The sequence below is a fragment of the Streptomyces cylindrosporus genome (genome assembly GCF_022698165.1).
Lineage (GTDB): Bacteria > Actinomycetota > Actinomycetes > Streptomycetales > Streptomycetaceae > Streptomyces > Streptomyces cylindrosporus.
The window spans coordinates 501,910-522,434 of the sequence record NZ_JALDAY010000009.1 but is presented as its reverse complement, the minus strand read 5'-3'; the positions used below and the strand labels follow the sequence as shown (position 1 = coordinate 522,434).

General features: G+C 72.4%; 15 protein-coding genes. 8 read left to right on the top strand and 7 right to left on the bottom strand.

Annotated elements, in window-relative coordinates; genetic code table 11:
• Nucleotides 1-183: 183 nt before the first annotated feature.
• From MQP27_RS30685 to gnd, 7 genes are all read right to left on the bottom strand, one after another.
• Nucleotides 184-585 (bottom strand): SseB family protein, encoded by a 402-nt coding sequence (locus MQP27_RS30685; RefSeq protein WP_242769216.1) that lies wholly within the window; start codon nt 583-585, stop codon nt 184-186.
• Nucleotides 586-712: 127 nt separating this feature from the next.
• On the bottom strand, nt 713-1,954 hold the full coding sequence (locus MQP27_RS51460) for an acyl-CoA dehydrogenase family protein (protein WP_242769215.1): 1,242 nt from the start codon (nt 1,952-1,954) through the stop codon (nt 713-715).
• Between the two features lie 97 nt (nt 1,955-2,051).
• Nucleotides 2,052-2,759 carry a GntR family transcriptional regulator gene (locus MQP27_RS30675; protein ID WP_242769214.1) on the bottom strand — a complete coding sequence of 236 codons (708 nt, stop codon included), beginning with the start codon at nt 2,757-2,759 and terminating at the stop codon, nt 2,052-2,054.
• Complete coding sequence (locus MQP27_RS30670; RefSeq protein ID WP_242769213.1) at nt 2,756-3,304, bottom strand: cysteine hydrolase family protein; 549 nt, start codon at nt 3,302-3,304, stop codon at nt 2,756-2,758. The genes MQP27_RS30675 and MQP27_RS30670 overlap by 4 nt, the downstream gene beginning before the upstream one ends.
• A complete protein-coding gene (locus MQP27_RS30665; RefSeq protein ID WP_242769212.1) occupies nt 3,301-4,764 on the bottom strand; it encodes a purine-cytosine permease family protein in 1,464 nt (487 codons plus the stop codon). Before MQP27_RS30665 ends, MQP27_RS30670 begins: the two co-directional genes overlap by 4 nt.
• A gap of 70 nt (nt 4,765-4,834) precedes the next feature.
• Nucleotides 4,835-5,317 carry a hypothetical protein gene (locus MQP27_RS30660; protein ID WP_242769211.1) on the bottom strand — a complete coding sequence of 161 codons (483 nt, stop codon included), beginning with the start codon at nt 5,315-5,317 and terminating at the stop codon, nt 4,835-4,837.
• Nucleotides 5,318-5,364: 47 nt separating this feature from the next.
• Nucleotides 5,365-6,804, bottom strand: a complete 1,440-nt coding sequence (gnd, locus tag MQP27_RS30655) for an NADP-dependent phosphogluconate dehydrogenase (protein ID WP_242769210.1) — start codon at nt 6,802-6,804, stop codon at nt 5,365-5,367.
• Between the two features lie 182 nt (nt 6,805-6,986).
• Between gnd and MQP27_RS30650 the strand changes: the two genes are divergently transcribed.
• From MQP27_RS30650 to MQP27_RS30615, 8 genes are all read left to right on the top strand, one after another.
• Nucleotides 6,987-8,432: a glyceraldehyde-3-phosphate dehydrogenase gene (locus tag MQP27_RS30650; RefSeq protein ID WP_242769209.1), complete on the top strand. Its 1,446-nt coding sequence runs from the start codon at nt 6,987-6,989 to the stop codon at nt 8,430-8,432.
• A 116-nt stretch (nt 8,433-8,548) separates the two neighbouring features.
• Nucleotides 8,549-10,000, top strand: coding sequence for a purine-cytosine permease family protein (locus tag MQP27_RS30645; protein WP_242769208.1), 1,452 nt, complete (start codon nt 8,549-8,551; stop codon nt 9,998-10,000).
• Nucleotides 10,001-10,126: 126 nt separating this feature from the next.
• Nucleotides 10,127-11,701 (top strand): acyl-CoA carboxylase subunit beta, encoded by a 1,575-nt coding sequence (locus tag MQP27_RS30640; RefSeq protein WP_242769207.1) that lies wholly within the window; start codon nt 10,127-10,129, stop codon nt 11,699-11,701.
• 61 nt (nt 11,702-11,762) lie between these two features.
• Entirely contained in the window at nt 11,763-13,478 is a 1,716-nt protein-coding gene (locus tag MQP27_RS30635) for a fatty acyl-AMP ligase (RefSeq protein WP_242769206.1), read from the top strand.
• Complete coding sequence (locus tag MQP27_RS30630; RefSeq protein ID WP_242769205.1) at nt 13,475-17,422, top strand: type I polyketide synthase; 3,948 nt, start codon at nt 13,475-13,477, stop codon at nt 17,420-17,422. Before MQP27_RS30635 ends, MQP27_RS30630 begins: the two co-directional genes overlap by 4 nt.
• A gap of 21 nt (nt 17,423-17,443) precedes the next feature.
• Nucleotides 17,444-18,388 (top strand): alpha/beta hydrolase, encoded by a 945-nt coding sequence (locus MQP27_RS30625; RefSeq protein WP_242769204.1) that lies wholly within the window; start codon nt 17,444-17,446, stop codon nt 18,386-18,388.
• Nucleotides 18,389-18,510: 122 nt separating this feature from the next.
• Entirely contained in the window at nt 18,511-19,758 is a 1,248-nt protein-coding gene (locus MQP27_RS30620; RefSeq protein ID WP_242769203.1) for a PucR family transcriptional regulator, read from the top strand.
• An 80-nt stretch (nt 19,759-19,838) separates the two neighbouring features.
• On the top strand, nt 19,839-20,480 hold the full coding sequence (locus MQP27_RS30615) for a cutinase family protein (RefSeq protein ID WP_242769202.1): 642 nt from the start codon (nt 19,839-19,841) through the stop codon (nt 20,478-20,480).
• Nucleotides 20,481-20,525 lie beyond the last annotated feature (45 nt).

Sequence of the window (20,525 nt, the reverse complement as noted above, 5' to 3'; positions counted from 1 at the left end):
GGCGCCCTGACGGACGTATCGTCTGCCACGGCGACCGCGGGCGTCCGAGGATGAACGGGGTCGGCGCCGTTCGTCCTCGTGTCGTGCGAGAGCCCGGGTGCGGGAGCGGGAGACCGCCCGCACCCTGCCCGGGCCCGGCCGCTCCCCTTCCGAGTTCGGTGGCCGGGCCCCCTCCATCACGGTCTACGGGCGCGCCAGCAGGGTGCGCACCCCTTCCGAGGTCAGCGTCAGCGGGTGGTCGGAACCCGCGTCGATGGTGAGGGACAGATCGTCGGCCGGCCACTGGGAGGCCAGCGCGCCCAGCGGCACCAGACGGTAGCTGGAGATGTACGGCAGCAGCTCCGCCATCTCCACCTCCGAGGTGAACACCGGAACCACCGGGTCACCCCCGGGCTGTTCCAGGACGGGCAGCGCCACGGCGGCGGGATCGGCCCCGTCGCCCTGGTTCGCGTCGTCGGGCACGGGAACGAGCACATCGCTGCCGGCGAGCGTGTCCAGCGCCGCCGTGTCCTCGGTGTTCACGGCCAGCGCGTCCAGCGCCTGCCGGGCCGGTGTGGCGTTGTTGCGGTGGGCAGGTGTCTCCATGGCAGATCCCCTGGTAGCGGCGGTGGTACGCCCCACCCGACGGCAAGATCGCTTCCGGGCGCGGCCCTGCTCGCGTACCCGATCGGAAGCGAGACACACCTTCGACCGCGCAGAAGCCCCGGGAGCGCTATGGGATCAGGGCGATGTGGTCCGAGGGCAGGCCGAGGCGGTCGCAGCCGACCCGGCGGGTCAGCGGCTCGGCCATGCTGGGGCCGACATGCGTCCAGTACGTGGCCGCGTCCCGGAAGTAGCGCTGCATCCGCTCGCCGTCGCGGGCGTGCCGGGAGCCGGCGGTGCGGAACAGGGTGCCCTGCAGTACGTCCCAGGCGATGCGCCCGGCGTTCAGGAACATCAGCGCGAGCCGGTTGTCCTCGGCGGTGGTGAAGGGGGCCTCGCCGCTCGCATTGCGCCGGCACGCCTCCATCCAGTCCTCGGCGGTCTGCCGCAGCGCCGCCTCGGCCATGTGGATCATGCCGAGCGCCTCGCCGAGGTGCCGCTGGTAGTCGTGCAGGTCGGCACGGGTGCGGTCGGGCTCCAGGGTGAGGGGGCGGGCGGCGACGATCCGGGCGTACTCGTCGGCGGCGGCGTACGCGATGCCGATCATGATGGCGGCCAGCTCCCCGTGGAAGAAGCTGGGCGCGCGCCCCGCGTACATCGGGTTGCCGTGCAGTTCGGAACCGACGCTGCCGCCCTCCACCGGAAGGTCGAGCAGGAACGCCTCGCGGGTGAGGTACGCCGGGATGCGCGCCTGCTCCATGTGCACGCTGTTGGACCCGCTCCCGCGCAGTCCGAGGACGCCGTGCCAGTCGTCCAGCACCGTCCAGGCCGACCGCGGCGCGACGAAGAGCACCGGCGGGCCGGGCGGGTCGCCCGGGGTGGCGGGCGCGCGGAGGGTCTGACCGACGTAGTGGGTCGAGTACGGCGCGCCGGAGGAGTACGGCCAGGTGCCGTCGAGCACGACATGCCCGTCCCCGTCCGGGGTCGCGACCCCGACCGGCACGACGGTCGACGCGGCCCGGAACTCGCCGTCGGCGCCGAAGATCTCGTCCTGCGCCCGCTCCTCGAAGACCGTGGCCACCTGGAGCACATGGGCGGCGGTGAGCGAGAGGGCCCACCCGGTGGACGGGCACCCGCGGGCGAGCTCGCTCACGACCCGGTAGAACACGGGCAGCCCGAACTCGTACCCGCCGTACCGCCGCGGCTGCAGGATCCGGTAGAACCCCGCCCGCAGAAAGTCCTCGTGGGTCTCCTTCGGGTAGTGCGTCAACTGCTCGGTCTCCGGCTGCCGTTCGAGCAGGACGGGCCGGAGCGCCACGGCGCGCCGGATGATCTCGGCTTCGGTGAGGGCGGGTTCGGGAGGGACGAGCACGGTGCCTCCTGACGTGTGGGGCCGTCCGGTTCATGACGCGCTACGAGTGATTGAACACGCCGGCAGTCCCGGGGTACCGACCCGAAATCGCCAACCGTCAGCCGAATTCGAGCGTCAGCTGGAAGTGGTCCGGGTCGAGCAGGCTGACGACGTGCTCGACGAAGCTGCCGTCGGCCGCGCGGCTGGTGCGCCGCGTGTCGAGGAACCAGTCGCCCGGCGTCCGCCGCAGCAGCTCCGCCTCCCGCGCGTCGATGCGCCGCCCCGCCAGCCGCTGCTCGCCATGGTCGGGCCGCAGCCCGGCCCGCAGCATCACGTCGGTGAGGGACTCCCCCGCGAACCCGCGTCCCGGCAGCTCCCGTATGCCCGGCACGGGCGGCAGGAAGCTGCGTTCGTACGTCACCACCGTGCCGTCGGCGACCAGCTCGCGGGTCCGCTCCACGCACACGAACTCGCCGTCGGCCAGGGCGAGTTGCTCGGCAAGTCGCGCCTCGCGGACCTCGCGCACGGCCAGCGTCCGCACCCGGGCGTCGGTGCTCCGGGTGGCGAGCGCGCGGGCCCAGCCGAGGCTGTCCTCCAGGGGGCGGCCGTCGAAGAGCACGTAGGAGCCCTTGCCGGTGCGGGTGGCGATCAGTCCAGCCTCGCACAGTTCGGCGAGGGCCGCGCGGACCGTCGTACGGCTGACTCCGAACCGCTGGGCCAGCGCGTGCTCGCCGGGCAGCCGCTCCCCCGCCGGGCGACGACCGCTGCGGATCTCCTTCGCGAGCACCTCGGTGATGCGCTGGTGCTTGAGCGGGACTCCGCTCACCCGGCCTCCCCGAGAATCCCGGAGACGGTCGTCACGCGGATCAGCGGCCGGTACAGGTCCATGATCTGGAGCGCCTTGGTGTGCGAGTCGTCGTCCGCTCCCGCGCAGGCGTCCGCGGCGACCACCACCTCGACCCCGGCGTCGGCGGCGGCGAGCGCGGTGGACAGGACGCAGCAGTCGGTGCTGACGCCCGCGAGCACCAGGCGGCCCCCGGGGCCGACGTGCCGGGCGAGTTCCGGGGTCCACTTGCCGAAGGTCGGGGCGTCGAGGACGTGACCCTTGTGGCCGGTGAACTCCTCGGTGAGTTCCCACAGTTCGGCGTCCGGTGGCTTGAGGGCGAAGGGCCAGCGGTCGTAGTAGGCGCGCCAGGCGCCGTCCGGTTTCGCGGGGGCCAGGAAGCGGGTGAAGGCGACCCGCTCGCCGTAGGCCGGCAGCAGACGTCGTACTCCTGCCGCGGCCTCGTTGTAACGGGGCGTGGCCCAGGGGCTGTCGGGGTCGGCGAAGACGCGCTGCATGTCGATGACCGCGAGCAGACCGGTGGTCATACGGCCGCCTCCGCGTCCAGCCGGCTCGGGGCCTGTGCCTCCTGGGCGTGGACGCGGCCCCGGCTCAGGGCGAGGGTGCCGAGGAAGCCGAGCGCGAGGGCGGCCAGCACGCCGAGGTTGGCGTACGCCCACGCGCCGGACTTGCCGCCGAGGCCGAAGGGGTCGAGCAGGTAGCCCTGCCAGGTCAGCCAGCTCGCGGCCGAGTTGGTGACCAGGCCCCAGCCGAGGGCGGTGGCGGCGACGGTGAGCAGGAGCGGGGTGAGCGGGGCGTCGCCGTAGCGGCCGGCGGGGCGGTAGAGGTCGCCTTCGTCGTAGTCGCGGCGGCGCAGGGCGAGGTCGGCGAGCATGATGCCGCACCAGGCGGCGATGGGGACGCCCAGCGTGGTGAGGAAGCCCATGAACTGGCCGAGGAAGTCGTCGGCGAGGAAGACGATGTAGATCGAGCCCGCGATCATCAGGACGCCGTCCACGAAGGCGGCCAGGTAGCGGGGGATGCGGATGCCCGCGGACAGCAGCGCGAGGCCCGAGGAGTAGATGTCCAGGACCGCGCCGCCGACCAGTCCGAGCACCGCGACCACGGCGAACGGAACCAGGAACCAGGTGGGCAGGATGGTGGTGAGGGCGCCGATGGGGTCGGCGGCGACGGCCGTGTTGAGCTTGGTGGAGGAGCCGGCCAGCAGCAGGCCGAAGACCAGCAGCAGGAGCGGGGCGACCGAGGCGCCGAAGGTGGTCCAGCCGATCACGCCGCGGCTCGACGAACTCCGGGGAAGGTAGCGGGAGTAGTCGGCGGCGGCGTTGACCCAGCCGAGGCCGAAGCCCGTCATCATGAAGACCAGCGCGCCGATGAACTCCTGGGCGGAGCCGGCCGGCAGGGCGCTGACGGTGCTCCAGTGGATGTGGTCGGCGACCAGCGCGATGTAGACGACGGTGAGCACGCCGGTGACGACCGTGATCACCGTCTGCAGCCGCATGATCAGGTCGAAGCCCATCACGCCGCCGACGACGGTGAGCGCGCCGACCAGGACGAGGGCGACCACCTTGGTCTCGGTGCCGCCGCCCCAGCCGAGCCGTCCGAAGACGGTCGCGGTGGCCATGGTGGCCAGCGCGCACAGCACGGTCTCCCAGCCGACGGTGAGCACCCAGGAGATCACCGACGGCAGCCGGTTGCCGCGCACGCCGTACGCGGCCCGGCTGAGGACCATCGTCGGCGCGGAGCCGCGCTTGCCGGCCACCGCGATGAAGCCGCACAGCAGGAAGGAGAAGACGATGCCGATGACGCCGGCGACGAGCGCCTGCCAGAAGGAGATCCCGAAGCCGAGCGCGAAGGCCCCGTAACTCAGGCCGAGGATCGAGACGTTGGCCCCGAACCAGGGCCAGAACAGCGTCCGCGGGGTGCCCTTGCGCTCGGCGTCGCCGATGACGTCGAGGCCGTGTGTCTCCACCTGAAGCGATTCCGCCATCGTCGACCTACCTGTCCAGACGTGTTCAGTCGACGCTAGGTGGCCCCCACCGGGCCGTCAAGCCCGCGCCTCAGCGGGCCCAGAACGGCAGCGGCGCGCAGACGTTCGCGCAGGTGTAGCCGCCCGGCATCAGCAGTCCCGCGTCGTCCTCGTTGTTGTCGCCGCCCGCGAAGTACACCTCGGGGACCCAGCCCCAACGGCCGTTGTCCGCCATGGTGGAGCCCCACCAGTAGTTCTCGGCGGAGCCGTCCCGGAAGGTCTCGCCCTTCATCTCGGTGACGAACCAGTTGGCGGCACCGCCCTGTTCGAGGTGGCCCACGACGGGCGCGCCGGGCGAGCGGGTGGCGTAGACGGGGACGTGGCCGCGGGTGAGGTTGCAGTACCTGACCTCCGTTCCCGGCCACACGCGTCCGGTGCCGGGGTCGGTCAGGTTCTTCTTCGTGGGGCTGTGGCAGGGGACGTTGTCGGTGGCGTGGGCGGCGGGGGCGGTCAGGGCCGCCAGGGCGGCGAGCGCCGCGGCGGCCGTGGTGAGTCCGCGCTTGATGTGGATCATGCCCTCGGGAACGACCGGTTCCGGTGGATGGTCACGCCGGGTGTGGGTCAGGCGGGGGTCTCCGGGCGGTCGGGCGCGGCCCAGTGGGTGTGGAAGGCGCCGGGCCGGTCGGTACGGCGGTAGGTGTGAGCGCCGAAGTAGTCGCGCTGGCCCTGGAGGAGAGCCGCGGGCAGGCGCCCCGCGCGCAGGGTGTCGTAGTGCGCGAGGGCGGCGGAGAAGGCGGGGACGGGGATCCCGCGCCGGGCGGCGGAGGCGACCGTCTCCCGCCACGGCACCTGCGCGTCCGTGATCTCCATGGCGAACTCCATCTCGCCCAGCAGGCTGACCAGTTCACGGTCGGCGGCGTACGCGGCGCGGATCCGGTCGAGGAAGGAGGCGCGGATGATGCAGCCGCCGCGCCAGATACCGGCGACGGCGGCGAGGTCGATCTTCCAGCCGTACTCGGCGGCGGCGTCCTGGATCATCTTCAGGCCCTGGTCGTAGGCGATGACCTTGGACGCGTACAGGGCGTGCTCGACCTGGGAGGCGAAGCGTTCGGCCTCGGTACGGCTGAGCAGCGGGCGGGTGCCACCGGGCAGGCCCGCGTAGGCGGCGCGCAGCTCGCTCTGGCCGGAGGCGGCGCGGGCGAAGGTGGCCTGGGCGATGGCGGTGACCGGCGAGGCGAGGTCCAGGGCGGTCTGCACGGTCCAGCGGCCGGTGCCCTTCTGGCCGGCCGCGTCCTGGACGATGTCTACGAAGGGGGCGCCGGTCTCCGGGTCGGTGTGGGCCAGCACCTCGGCGGTGATCTCGACGAGGTAGGAGCCGAGCCGCCCCTCGTTCCAGCGCCGGAAGACGTCCGCGATCTCGGCCGGGGTGTACCCGCCGACCTGCCGCAGCAGGTCGTAGGCCTCCGCGATGAGCTGCATGTCGGCGTACTCGATGCCGTTGTGGACCATCTTGACGAAGTGCCCGGCGCCGTCGCCGCCGACATGGGCGGCGCAGGGCTCGCCGCCAACCTTGGCGCTGATCTTCTCGAACATCGGGCCGAGGGTCTGGTACGACTCCGCGGAGCCGCCGACCATGATCGACGGCCCCTCCAGCGCGCCCTCCTCGCCGCCGGAGACGCCGGCGCCGACGAAGTGGATGCCGCGCTCGCGCAGGGCGGCCTCGCGGCGGCGGGTGTCGGCGAAGTGCGCGTTGCCGCCGTCGATGATCATGTCGCCGGGCTCCAGGAGCGCGGCGAACTCGTCGATGACGGCGTCGGTGGCGGGGCCCGCCTGCACCATGACCATCAGGCGGCGGGGGCGCTCCAGGGCGGCCACGAACTCCTCGGCCGTCTCGGCGGCCACGAACGTGCCCTCGTCGCCGTAGACCTCCATGAGCGCGCGAGTGCGGCCCACCGTGCGGTTGTGGACGGCGACGGGGTAGCCGCGGCGGGCGAAGTTCCGCGCCAGGTTGCGGCCCATCACGCCCAGGCCGGTCACGCCGATGGCTGCGGTTGCGTTCATGGTGTACGTCCCTCGATCGGGTGCGGTGACGGTCGCGGGGCGGGCGACCCCGTGACCCTCAGGTACGCAGCGGCGGCCGGATCGTCTCGATTCCGGGTGGGACGGGTGTGACGAACCCCGCTCAAACGATCGATCAAAAGGGGATTAACATATGAGCGCCGCCTAGCTCGAAAGATGGTTCCGTGACTGTCAACGACGACTCGTTCACCGACTGGATGACCCGCGAGGAAACCGCGGAGTCGATGATCCCGATCATCGGGAAGCTGCACCGCGAGCGGGACGTGACCGTCCTGCTGCACAGCCGCTCCCTGGTGAACAAGTCGGTGGTGAGCATCCTCAAGACCCACCGTTTCGCCCGGCAGATCGCCGGCGAGGAGCTCTCGGTCACCGAGACCCTGCCGTTCCTGCGGGCCCTGACCGCGCTCGACCTGGGCCCGTCCCAGATCGACATCGGCATGCTCGCCGCGACGTACAAGGGCGACGACCGCGGTCTGACCGTGGAGGCCTTCACCGCCGAGGCCGTCGCGGGTGCCACCGGCGCCAACAAGATCGAGCGCGGCGAGGGCCGTGACGTCGTCCTGTACGGCTTCGGCCGCATCGGCCGGCTCGTGGCCCGCCTGCTGGTCGAGAAGGCCGGCTCCGGCAACGGTCTGCGGCTGCGCGCGATCGTCGTGCGCGGGGGCGGCGAGCAGGACATCGTGAAGCGCGCCTCGTTGCTGCGCAGGGACTCGATCCACGGCCAGTTCCAGGGCACGATCACTGTTGACGAGACGAGCAACACGATCTACGCCAACGGCAACGCGATCAAGGTGATCTACGCCAACGACCCGTCCGAGGTCGACTACACGGCGCACGGCATCAAGAACGCCATCCTGATCGACAACACGGGCAAGTGGCGCGACCGCGAGGGCCTGTCCCAGCATCTGCGCCCCGGCATCGACAAGGTCGTGCTGACCGCGCCGGGCAAGGGCGACGTCCCGAACATCGTGCACGGCGTCAACCACGACACGATCAAGCCGGACGAGCAGATCCTGTCCTGCGCCTCCTGCACCACCAACGCGATCGTGCCGCCGCTGAAGGCGATGGACGACGAGTTCGGCGTGGAGCGCGGTCACGTGGAGACGGTCCACTCGTTCACCAACGACCAGAACCTGCTGGACAACTACCACAAGGCCGACCGGCGGGGCCGCTCCGCGCCGCTCAACATGGTCATCACCGAGACCGGCGCCGCCTCCGCCGTGGCCAAGGCGATGCCCGACTTCAAGGCGCGCATCACCGGCAGCTCGATCCGGGTCCCGGTGCCGGACGTCTCGATCGCGATCCTCAACCTCCAGCTCTCGCGGGAGACCTCCCGCGACGAGGTTCTCGACTACCTCCGCGACGTCTCGCTGACCTCGCCGCTCAAGCGCCAGATCGACTTCACCACGGCCCCCGACGCGGTCTCCAGCGACTTCATCGGCTCCCGGCACGCCTCGATCGTCGACGCGGGCGCCACCAAGGTGGAGGGCGACAACGCGATCCTCTACCTCTGGTACGACAACGAGTTCGGCTACTCCTGCCAGGTCATCCGGGTCGTGCAGCACGTCTCCGGGGTGGAGTACCCGACCTTCCCGAGCCCGGCGGTCTGACCAGGGCGGATCGTCTGGTCAAGTTGTCTGGTCAAGGGTCGGCAATGTGACCTTTGGCCAGACAATTCCAGGGAAAGAATCCGGCCAGTGGGGTGGATCAACACTCTGGAGGCGCCGTGACCACTTCATCGGAACCGCGGGTGCAGGGCCTGGAGATCCGCTCCATCGACTACGTCCCGCTCGACGAGCGCCACGGCAAGCTCTGGCACCTCGGCCCGCTGTGGTTCATGTCGAACGCCCAGATCGCCACCCTCGCCGTCGGTCTGATCAGCATCACCGAGGGCGGCAACCTCATCTGGTCGCTGATCGCGATCGTCGCGGGCACCGTCCTGGGCACCTTCTTCATGGCCTTCCACTCGGCCCAGGGCCCGCAGCTGGGCCTGCCGCAGATGATCCAGTCCAGACCGCAGTTCGGCTACGTCGGAGCCCTGCTGGTCTGGCTGTTCGCCTACGTCCAGTACGCGGGCTTCAACGTCTTCAACACCATCCTCGCCGGTGAGGCCCTGCACACCACGGTGCACGGGGGCGTCAAGCTGTGGGTGGTCGTGGTCACGGTCGTCGCCCTGGTCATCGCCCTCGTCGGCTACGACGTGATCCACAAGGCCGAGCAGTTCCTGACGTACACCTTCCTGGTCGTCTTCGGCGTCTTCACCGTCGGCGTCCTGGTCACCCTGCACTACCCGGCGGGCTCCTTCGACCTCGGCGCCTTCAAGTGGACGCCGTTCCTGGCCCAGTTCGGCGTGGTCGCCGGCTACCAGATCAGCTGGGCGATCTACGTCTCCGACTACTCCCGCTATCTCCCGCCCGGCGTGACGGTCCGCAAGACCTTCTACTGGACCTACTTCGGCTCCGCCCTCGGCGGCATCTGGCTGATGGTCCTCGGCTCGCTCCTCGCCGCCTGGGCAGGCAAGGACTTCGACACCATCGAGTCGATCAACGCGGCCGGCGACAAGGTGTTCAGCGGCTTCGGCGCGATCGTGCTCCTCTTCGCCGTCCTGGGCCTGGTCTCCGTGACGGCACTCAACATGTACGGCGGTTCGCTCACATTGATCAGTGCCGTCGACTCGATCAAGAGGGTGCGCCCGACGCTCTCGGTGCGCCTGGTGACGATCGGCCTCACGGCGGCGCTCTCCCTCGCCGGCGCCCTCGCGGCGACCTCCGACTTCCTGGAGAACTTCAACAACTTCCTGCTGCTGGTCCTCTACCTCTTCATCCCGTGGACCGCGGTCAACCTGATGGACTACTACGTGGTCCGCCGCGGCCACTACGCCATCGCGGAGATCTTCAAACCGCGCGGGATCTACGGCCGTCGGGGCTGGCACGGCATCATCTCCTACCTGGTCGGCTTCGCCGTGATGATCCCGTTCTTCTCCGTCGGCACCCTCTACACGGGCCCCGTCGCCGACGCCCTGGACGGCGCCGACATCTCCCTGTTCATCGGCCTGCCGGTCTCCGCGGCGCTGTACTGGTGGCTGACCCGGTCGATCGACGTGGAGGCCGAGGCGCGGGTGGCCGAGGCCGAGGCGGAGGCACTGGAGCGGGCGGCGCACGAGCACCGGGAGCCGTGAGGCACCTCGTTGTCACAGCCGGACTAACAGCGCTTCCACAGGACTCAACTCCCGCAAAGAGAACGCCGAACCACTCAATCCGCCTCTCGACCACTGCCATATTCGAAAGCCATTTCGGAGGTGGTTGTGACGCGAGAGGCGACGACATCCCGTCCCGAAGGGACGGTCGCGCAGGTTCCCGACCGCACCGCCGAGCGCCTCGCCCGCCTGGCGGAGCGCCGGGCTCGCGCCGTGGCTCCGGGCGGCACGAGACGACGTGGACAGTTCGGCGCACGGGAGCGGATCGAACGGCTGCTGGATGCGGGCTCCTTCACGGAGACCGGCCTGTTCGTGCGGGCCCGGCCCGTCGGCGACGGTGCCCGGCGCCCGTACGGGGACGGGGTGATCACCGGGCACGGCACGGTCGACGGCCGTACCGTCTGCGTCTTCGCGCAGGACTCCACGGTCTTCGGCGGCAGCATGGGCGAGGCCTTCGGGGAGAAGACGGTCGCCCTGATGGACCTCGCCCTGAAGATCGGCTGCCCGGTCGTCGGGCTCAACGACGGCGGCGGGGCCCGCATCCAGGAGGGCGTCGCATCGCTCGCCCTCTACGCCGAGCTGGTGCGCCGCAACGTCAAGGCGTCCGGGGTGATCCCGCAGATCTCGGTCGTCCTCGGCCCCTGCGCGGGCGGCGCGGCCTACTCGCCCGCCATCACGGACCTCACCGTGATGGTCGACGGTGCCTCGCACATGTTCGTCACCGGGCCCGACGTCATCGAGGCGGTCACCGGCGAGCGCACCAGCGCCGAGGACCTGGGCGGCGCCCGCACCAGCAACGCCCTGAGCGGCAACGCGCACTTCCTCGCCACCGACGAGGAGGACGCCCTGGACACCGTACGGGACCTGTTGTCGTATCTGCCCGGCAACAACCTCGAACGGCCGCCGGAGTACGCCCCCGCCCCCGCCCGCGACGGCGCCTGGCTGGACGAGGCCGTGCCGGACCGGCTCCAGCAGGCCTACGACATGCGGGACATCCTGCACACGGTCGTCGACGACGGTGAACTCCTGCAGGTCCAGGAGCTGTTCGCACCGAACATCATCTGCGCGCTGGCCCGCGTCGAGGGCCGGTCGGTGGGGGTCGTGGCCAACCAACCCCTGTGTTCGGCCGGGGTGCTGGACATCGACGCCTCCGAGAAGGCCGCGCGGTTCGTACGGTTCTGCGACGCGTTCGGCATCCCGCTGCTGACCTTCGCGGACGTGCCGGGCTATCTGTCCGGGGTCCGACAGGAGCAGGCCGGGATCATCCGGCGGGGCGCCAAACTGCTGTACGCGTACGCCGAGGCGACCGTCCCCAAGGTCACCGTCGTGGTCCGCAAGGCCTACGGCGGCGGATACGCGGTGATGGGTTCCAAGCACCTCGGCGCCGACGTCAACCTCGCCTGGCCCACCGCCCGTATCGCCGTGATGGGCGCCGAGGGCGCGGTGGGCGTCCTGCACCGGCGTGAACTCGCCGCCGCCACCGACCCGGAGGCGCTGCGCACCCGGCTCGTCGCCGCGTACGAGAGTACCCACGGCACCCCGTACCTCGCGGCCGAGCGCGGCTACGTGGACGCCGTCATCGCCCCTCGCGAGACCCGCGAGCAGGTCTGCCGCGCGCTGCGGACGCTGCGCGGCAAGCGCGCCCCGATGCCGGAGCGCCGGCACGGCAACATCCCCCTGTGACCCCGCCGACCTCCAACCACCGTGCCACGCAAGCCCGTTACGTGACCTGAGGAGCCACATCGTGGAGAGCCGCCGCCCCCCGATCGCGCCCGCCCACCGGACTCTGCCGGAGTTCGTGCGGCACTGGGCCGGGGCCGCCCCCGACCGCCGGGCCTTCACCTTCGTCGACCATCCCGCGCCGGGTTCGCGGGGCGTCCACCGCACACTGACCTGGCGGCGCCTGGACCTGCGCGTGCGCGCCCTGGCCGCCCGGCTCGCCGAGGACACCGAGCCCGGAGCGCGGGTCGCGCTGCTGTGCCCGCAGGGCCTGGAGTACGTCACCGCCTTCCTCGCGGCGCTCGCGGCCGGACTGGTCGCCGTACCGCTGTATCCACCGGGTCTGCCCGGGCAGGACGACCGGCTCTCGGCGGTGCTCGCCGACGCGGACCCGGCGGTCGTGGTGACGACGCGCCGGACCGCCGACGCGGTGCGCGGCTTCCGCGCGGACACGCCGGCCCGGGTCGTCGTGGCCGACGAGGTGCCCGACACGTCCGCGGGCGACGCGCGGCCGGTGGCCCTCGACGCCGTGGCCTATCTGCAGTACACCTCCGGCTCGACCCGCACCCCGGCGGGCGTGGAGATCACCCACGCCAACGTCGTCGCCAACGCCCGCCAGGCACTGGCCGCTTACGGCGCCGACGCCCATCCGGTGACCTGTGTGGGCTGGTTGCCGCTCTACCACGACATGGGGCTGGTGCTGAGCGTCGCCGCCCCGGTGGTGCGCGGGCTGCCGTCGGTGCTGATGGATCCGGTGGCGTTCCTGCACGAACCGGTGCGCTGGCTGCGGCTGTTGGGGACGCATCCGCGCGCGGTGAGCGCGGCCCCGAACTTCGCCTACGACTACTGTGCCTCCGCCGTCACGGACGCGCAGAAGGCGGATCTGCGGCTGGGTGACGTCGTCGCGCTGATCAACGGCAGTGAACCGGTCCGTCCCGGCACGGCCGACCGCTTCCACGCCGCCTTCGCCGGTCAGGGGCTGGTGCCGGAGACGCACTGTCCCTCGTACGGGCTCGCCGAGGCCACCGTCTTCGTCAGCGCGGCCCGGCCCGGCGAGCCGCTGCACCGGGTCGCCCTCGACCGGGACGCCCTCGCCGCCGGGAAGGCGCTGCCCGCACGACCCGACGACCCTCGGGCGGTGCTGCTGGCGGGCTGTGGCACTCCGGCGGGCCAGCGGGTCCGTGTCGCGGACCCCGTGTCCGGTGCCGGTCTCTCCGACGGCGAGGTGGGCGAGATACAGGTGCGGGGCCCCAATGTCGGCCGCGGATACCGCAACCAGGAGGAGCTCACCCGGCGCGTCTTCGGCCCCGGCGGATGGCTGCGCACGGGCGACCTCGGGGCTGTGCTGGAAGGGCGGTTGATCGTCACGGGGCGGCTGAAGGACCTCATTGTGGTGGACGGCCGCAACCACTATCCGCAGGACGTGGAGGCCACCGCCCAGGAAGCGGATCCGGCGATCCGGCCCGACCGGCTCGCCGCCTTCGGCATCCCGGGCGGCTCGGGCGAGCGGGTGGTCGTGGTCGCCGAACACGCTCGCGGCACCTCGCTCGCCGACATCGACGTACCGGCGCTGGTCCGTGCCGTGCGCGCCGCCGTCTCCGCCCGGCACGGGCTGCGGCTGGCCGAGGTCGTGCTGGTGGCGCCGGGCAGCGTGCCGCGGACCTCCAGCGGCAAGGTCTCGCGGGCACGGACCCGCGAGCGGTATCTGGCGGGCGACTACACGGCGGAGCGTGCGCGGTGAGAGCCGCCGACGAGCAGGCGGTGCGTCGGCTGATCACGGAACGGGTGGCCGCCTGGAACGGGACACCCGGGCAACCCGCCCCGATGGACCGGCCGTTGGCGGACCTGGGCATGTCCTCCCGGGACGCCGTGGTGCTCGCCGGGGAGCTGTCACGGCTGGTGGGCCGGGAGTTGCCGGCCACTCTGGTCTGGGAGGCGCCCACCGGGGACGCGCTGGTCACGCGTGTCTGCGGCGCGCGGGAACCCGCCCCCGTGCCGGTGACCATGCAGGTGATCTCCGGGGAGCCCGTGGCGGTCATCGGAGTGGGCTGCAGGCTGCCGGGCGGTGTGCACGGACCCGAGGACTACTGGCGGCTGCTGGGTGACGGCGTCGACGCGATCCGGCACGTCCCGGAGGACCGCTGGCGCGACTTCACGCCCTTTCCGCACTCCGAGGCGCTCCCGTACGGGGGTTACCTCGACGACATCGCCGGGTTCGACGCGGACTTCTTCCGGATCACCCCGCGCGAGGCCGCCGTGATGGACCCGCAGCAGCGGATCCTCCTCGAGGTCGTCCACGAGACGCTCGACCACGCGGCCGTCCCGGCGGCCTCCCTGGCGGGCAGCAACACCGGTGTCTTCGTGGGCGTATCGGCCGCCGAGTACGGCCAACTCACCGGCGCCGACGCCGAGTCGGTCGACCCCTGGGCGCCGGCGGGAGCTGCGCTCAGCGTCGCCGCGGGCCGGCTGGCGTACTTCCTGGACACCCGCGGGCCGAGCATGACCGTCGACACGGCGTGTTCCTCCTCGCTGGTCGCCGTGCACCACGCGTGCGTGTCCCTGCGCACGGGCGAGAGCGAGCTGGCGATCGCCGCCGGGGTCAACCTCCTCCTGTCCCCCACCGTCACGGTCGCGTTCAACCGCGCGGGAGCGCTCGCCGCGGACGGCCGCTGCAAGCCGTTCTCCACGGCTGCCGACGGCATCGGGCGCGGCGAGGGCTGCGCCGCCGTCCTCCTGAAACGGCTGTCCGACGCCGAGCGGGACGGCGACCGGGTGCTGGCCGTGGTCCGCGCCACGGCGGTCAACTCCGACGGCCGCTCCAACGGCCTGCTGGCGCCCAACCCCGCGGCCCAGCAAGCCCTGTTGTCGACGGCGTACGCACGAGCCGGTGCCGACCCGGCACACGTCGACTACGTCGAGGCACACGGCACCGGTACTCCGCTCGGCGACCCGATCGAGGCGGGCGCGCTGGGCGCGGTCCTCGGCGCGGGCCGCGACCCCGACCAGCCGCTGCTGCTCGGCTCGGTCAAGGGCAACCTGGGGCATCTGGAGTCGGCGGCGGGCATCGCCGGCCTGGTCAAGACGGTTCTCGCCCTGCACCACGACGCCATCCCGCCGTCCCTGCACTGCGCGGACGGCAGCGCGCTCGACGACGTACGGCTGCGGGTGGCGACGGAGGCCGAGCCGTGGCCGCGTTACAGCGGGACGGCGATGGCGGGCGTCTCCGGTTTCGGCTTCGGCGGCACCAACGCTCATGCCGTACTGGAGGAATGGCGGCCCGCCCTGCTCCCACCGCCGCAGGAGCCGACGGCCCGGCTGCACCTGCTGTCCGACGTCGACGGGGAACGGCTGCGGGACACCGCGTCCCGGCTCGCCGGCTGGCTCCGGACTCCCGAGGGCACCCGCGCGCCGCTGGCCGACGTGGCACGCACGCTCGCCGGGCGCACCGGTCGCGGGCCCGTCCGGGCAGCCCTGGTCGCCCGCGACCGCCACGAACTCGCCGACGGTCTGCGGGCGTTGGCGCTCGGCGTCCCCCATCCCGCGGTGGTGACCGACGACCGGGACCGAGTCGGGCGCGGACCTGTGTGGGTGTTCTCCGGGTACGGCAGCCAGTGGGTCGGAATGGGACGGCGTCTGCTGGCCGAGGAACCCGCCTTCGCGGCCGCGGTGGAGAAGACCGACGCCCAGCTCGCCGCGGAGTGCGGGTTCTCGCTCTACGACCACCTCGCCTCCGGCGGCGACCTGGACCGACTCGAGATGGCTCAGCCCGTGCTGTTCGGGCTCCAGGTGGCGCTGGCAGAGCTGTGGCGTTCGTACGGGGTCGAGCCCGCCGCCGTGATCGGCCACTCCATGGGCGAGGTGGCCGCGGCGGTGTGCGCGGGCGCCCTGGACCTGTCGGACGCGGCGAGGATCGTGGCCGTACGGGCGCGGCTGCTGAGCCGGCTGCGGGGTGGCGCGATGGCGGTCGTGGACCTGGAGGACGGTGAACTCCCTACCCTGGAAAGGGACTTCCCCGGCGTCCATGTCGCCGTGCACTCCTCGCCGGGGCAGAAAGTCGTCACCGGGGAGGAGGAGGCGGTCTCCGCGCTGGTGCGCAAGCTGGAGCGGGCCGGACGGGCGGCTCGGGCCATGCGGGTCGTCGGGGCCGGCCACTCACCCCAAGTCCAGTCTCTGCTCCCCGAGTTGGCCGACGCGCTGGCCGACGTCAGGGGCAGACTGCCGCGCGTCCCCGGATACTCCACCGTGCTGGACGACCCGCGCGGCGACTGCTTCTTCGACACGGGCCACTGGGTGGCGAACCTCCGTCGGCCCGTGCGTCTGGACCGGGCCGTCGCGGCGGCCTGGGCGGACGGCCACACCGCGTTCGTCGAGATCTCGCCCCACCCGGTCCTCCTCCGGGCGATCACGGACAACGCGCCGGGGGCTCTCGCCGTCGGCTGCCTGCGGCGCGACGGCGACGGATCCGCCGCGTTCCTGGGCCAGTTGGGCACCCTGTATGCGGCCGGTCAGCGGCTGCCGCCACCGGTGGGCCGGGTCATCGACCTGCCCGCGCCACGCTGGCGGCACGTGCGCCACTGGTGGACGGACGGAAGAGTGACGGCCACGCCCGCGCCCAAGGCCGTGGCACCGGAAGACGATTCCGTCGCCGCCCGCCTGCGCCACCACATCGCCGCCGTCACCGGCCACCCGACCGCACGCCTCACCCCCGCCACCGCCCTGACCGACCTCGGCCTGGACTCCCTGATGGCCGTCCGTGTCCGGACCGCGCTGGAGCGCGAGTTCCGGATCGAGCTGCCGCTGCGCGACCTGCTCGGCGCCGCAAGCATCGGCGCGGTGGCCGACCGCGTACAACAGGCGCTTTCCGCCTCGGAGTCACGACCGCTACGGACCTTGCACTCCGGCGGCTCCCGGCCGCCGCTCTTCCTCGCCCATGCCGCCGGCGGCACGACCGACGTGTACCGGGCCCTCGTCGATCGACTCGGCGACGAACGCCCCGTGTACGGGCTGGAGCGGCTGGACGAAGCCGACTCGGTCACCGACAAGGCACGCCGATACGCCGAGGCGATCACCGAGGTCCACCCCGACGGGCCCTGTCTGCTGGGCGGTTGGTCCTTCGGCGGCTTCGTCGCCCAGGAGACCGCACGGCAACTGGCGGCGGCCGGTCGGGAGGCGGAGCTGGTGGTGCTCCTCGACTCCGTACGGCCGCTCGACGACCGCGCCCCCGCCGACCGCGTCCGTGCTCACCTGACCGGGTTCGCCGCGCACGTCGCCGATGCCTACGGCGTCCGGCTGGAGCTGCCGTACGACGAACTCGTCACGATGGACGACGACGGCGAGCGCATCGACACCGTGCTGCGCGCCCTGCGCGAGGCCGCCGAGGTGCCGGCCGCGGCGCTGGAGCACCAGCGCTCCTCCTATCTCGACCTGCGGATCGGCGAGGCGCACCGGCCGCGGCCGTACGAGGGGCGGGTGGTGCTGTTCCGGGCCGGCGAGCCCGCCCCGCACACCGTGCGCGACCCGGCGTACGAACGGGACGACGAGGCGCTCGGCTGGGACGAGGTGTGCCCGCGGCTGACCGTCGTACCCGCGCCGGGGCATCACCTCTCGCTTCTCGACCCTCCGCAGGTCGACGAGCTCGCCGCCCTGCTGCGGCGGGAGTTCGACCGCGCCGAGCAGACCCGCTGAACCGGAACCCGAGGAGCCGCCATGCCCCACCGACCACGCACCGCCGGAGTCTCCCGACGCACCGTCACCAAGGCCGCGGCGACGGCCGGCCTGGCCGCGCTCTTCGGGGCCGCGGCCGGCACCGCACGGGCCGCGACCCGGATCAGCGCCCGTACCTTCGACGTGTCCCTGCCCTCCGCCGCCCTGGGCCGCAGCGCGACCGTGCGGCTGATCCTGCCGTCGGACTTCGACGCACAGCCGACGAAGACCTATCCCGTCCTGTATCTCCTGCACGGCGCCCACGACGACTACACGTCCTGGACCCGGGAGACGGACATCGAGGCCTTCACCGCGGGCCGGGACCTGATCGTTGCGATGCCGGACGCGGGTCCGACCGGCATTCCCACGGCCTGGGCCAGTGGCCCGGACTACGAGACCTTCCAGGTCAGGGAGGTCCCGGCGCTGCTCGCCGGCAGCTATCGAGCCTCCGGCGTGCGGGTCGTCGCGGGGGTCTCCACCGGCGGCTACGGGGCGCTGGCGCACGCGGCCCGGCATCCGGGCGTGTTCGCGGCGGCCGCCTCGTACAGCGGCATCCTCGACACCACGTTCCTCGGTGTGCCGACGATCGTCGACGCCATCGTGGCCCGGGAGGGCCTCGCACCCGTGTCGCTGTGGGGCAACCCGGTGCTGAACCTGCTCACCTGGCAGAGCTTCAACCCGCGGGCCCGCGCGCAGGGGCTGCGGGGCACTCCCCTGTACGTGTCGAGCGGCAGCGGGGTGGCCGGAGGCACCGGCGACTGGCTGCCCGAGGCGCTGGAGAGCGCGCTGTGGCCGCAGGCGCACAGTTTCACCGACGCCCTCGACCGGCTCGGCATCGCGGTCGCCAAGCACTTCTACTCGGGCGGAGGACACAGCTGGGCGTACTGGAAGCAGGAGTTCACCACGTCCTGGCCGATGCTCGCCGGTGCACTGGGAGTGCCGGAGTGATGTCGGTGCCGTCGGGGCACGGAACGGAGCGCGGGGGGCGAGCGTCCAACACGGGACTTGCCCCTCGCCCCACGGGCAACAGCCCGCGGGTGAGCCCGTTCCGGGTGAAAGGAGTGTCCTCGATGGCCGTCCCCACCCCCCACGGCGGAGCGGCCGGTCCGCCGCCCTCGGTGCCGCCGGAGCTGGCCGACCTCCTGCGCGCGCAGCTCGGAGCGGTCGCCGACGTGGTCGCGGAGGAGGTGCGCCGGCAGGTCCCCGAGTACGCGGGCCCGCCCGACGGGCCGTACGCCAGGAACCTGCGGGCCGGCGTGGAGCAGGCGCTGACCCTGTTCGTCGACCACATCGCCGACCCGCGCGGCCGGGGCGACGCGATCGCGGCGACGTACCACGCGCTCGGGCGGGGCGTGGCCCTGGAGGGCCGCAGCCTGGAGGTGCTGCAGTCGGCGTTGCGGATCGGCGGGATGCAGGCCTGGCGGCTGATGGGGCGGACGGCCGAGGAACTCGGCCTCGACTCGGCGGTGGTGGCGGCACTGGGCGAACTGGCGTTCAGGACGGTGCACGAGGTCGCCGAGGCGGCCGCCGAAGGGTACGCGCAGGCGCGGCCGCACAGTACGGAGCAGTTGGAGCGGCGGCGCCGGCGGCTGCTCGACCTGCTGCTCGGCGAGGGGCCGGTGTCGCTGGACGCGGTGCACGACCTGGCGCACGGTGCGCGGTGGTCGGTGCCGCGCCGTGTCGCCGTCGTCGTGCTCGCCGCCGGGCCCGAACAGCGCGCGGAGGAACGGCCGCTCTCGGCCGCCGGTGCGCTGGTGGACGTGGAGTCGCGGCCGCCGCGGATGCTGGTGCCCGATCCGGACGGCTCGGGCCGTTTCGCCGGGCGGGCCTTCGCGCTGGCGCTGCGCGGACGTCCGGCGGCGATCGGGCCGACGGTGCCGCTCGTCGAGGCCGCGCAGTCGCTGCGCTGGGCCTCGCTGGCGCTGGGGCTGATGGGGCGCGGGGTGCTGCCCCGGCAGGGGGTCGTACGGTGCGACCGGCACCTGTCGACCCTGCTGCTGCACGCCGACGAGCCGCTGCTCGCCCAGTTGGAGGCGCGCGCCCTGGCTCCCCTCGACGGGGTCTCCGAGGGCCAGCGCGCCCGTCTCGCGGAAACCCTCCTGGCCTGGCTGCTCGGCGGCAGCAACGTCCCCGACGTCGCCGTCCGCCTCCACATCCACCCGCAGACGGTCCGCTACCGGCTGCGCCAACTGGAGAAGCTCTTCGGCGACGCCCTGCACGACCCCGCCAGCCGCCTGGATCTGATCCTGGCGCTGCGCGCGGAGGAATTACGTATGGACGCAACAAAATCCGTGGAGTTTCTGAATTCCCGTCCATAACACCCTTTCACACGACGCGAATACGTTCGGGACGTCCTTTTCCGCAGGCGCGCAACGCGCCCCACCCGCAAAGGATCCCCATGCGTATCCGCTTGTGCCTCGCCGCGCTCTCGCTCGTCGGCGGGGCCGGACTCACCACCCTCTCGGCGCCCGCCGCAACGGCGGCGACCTGCTCGGACATCGACGTCGTCGCGGCGCGCGGCACCTTCGAACCGGGCACACTGGGCGCGATCGTCGGCGACCCGGTGTATTCGGCGCTGCAGCAGAAACTCACCGGCCGGAATCTCACCAGCTACAAGGTGAACTACCCGGCAGACCTCTCCCTCACCTCGGCCGCGCAGGGAAACTCGGACCTGGTGAACCACGTCACCGGCCAGGCGGCGGCCTGCCCGAATCAGCGCTTCATTCTCGTCGGCTATTCGCAGGGCGCGAATGTCGTCGACAATTCGATCGGCATCAGCAGTGACGGCGCGGTCGTCGGCAGCCCGATCGTGGCGACCATTCCCGCCGCGCTCGCGCCGAGGGTCGCCGCGGTGCTCCTGTTCGGCAACCCGATCCGGGCGCTGGGCAAGAGCGTCACCGGCACCTACCAGAGCCGCACCATCGACTTCTGCGCCCAGGGCGACCCGATCTGCGAGAACGGCGGTGACGACGTCCTGGCCCATCTGAGCTACACCTCGGACGCCGGCGCGGCGGCCGACTTCGCCGCGACGAAGGTCTGACGGCCGACGCCGAGGGCCCGGGAGCGATCCTCCCGGGCCCTCGGC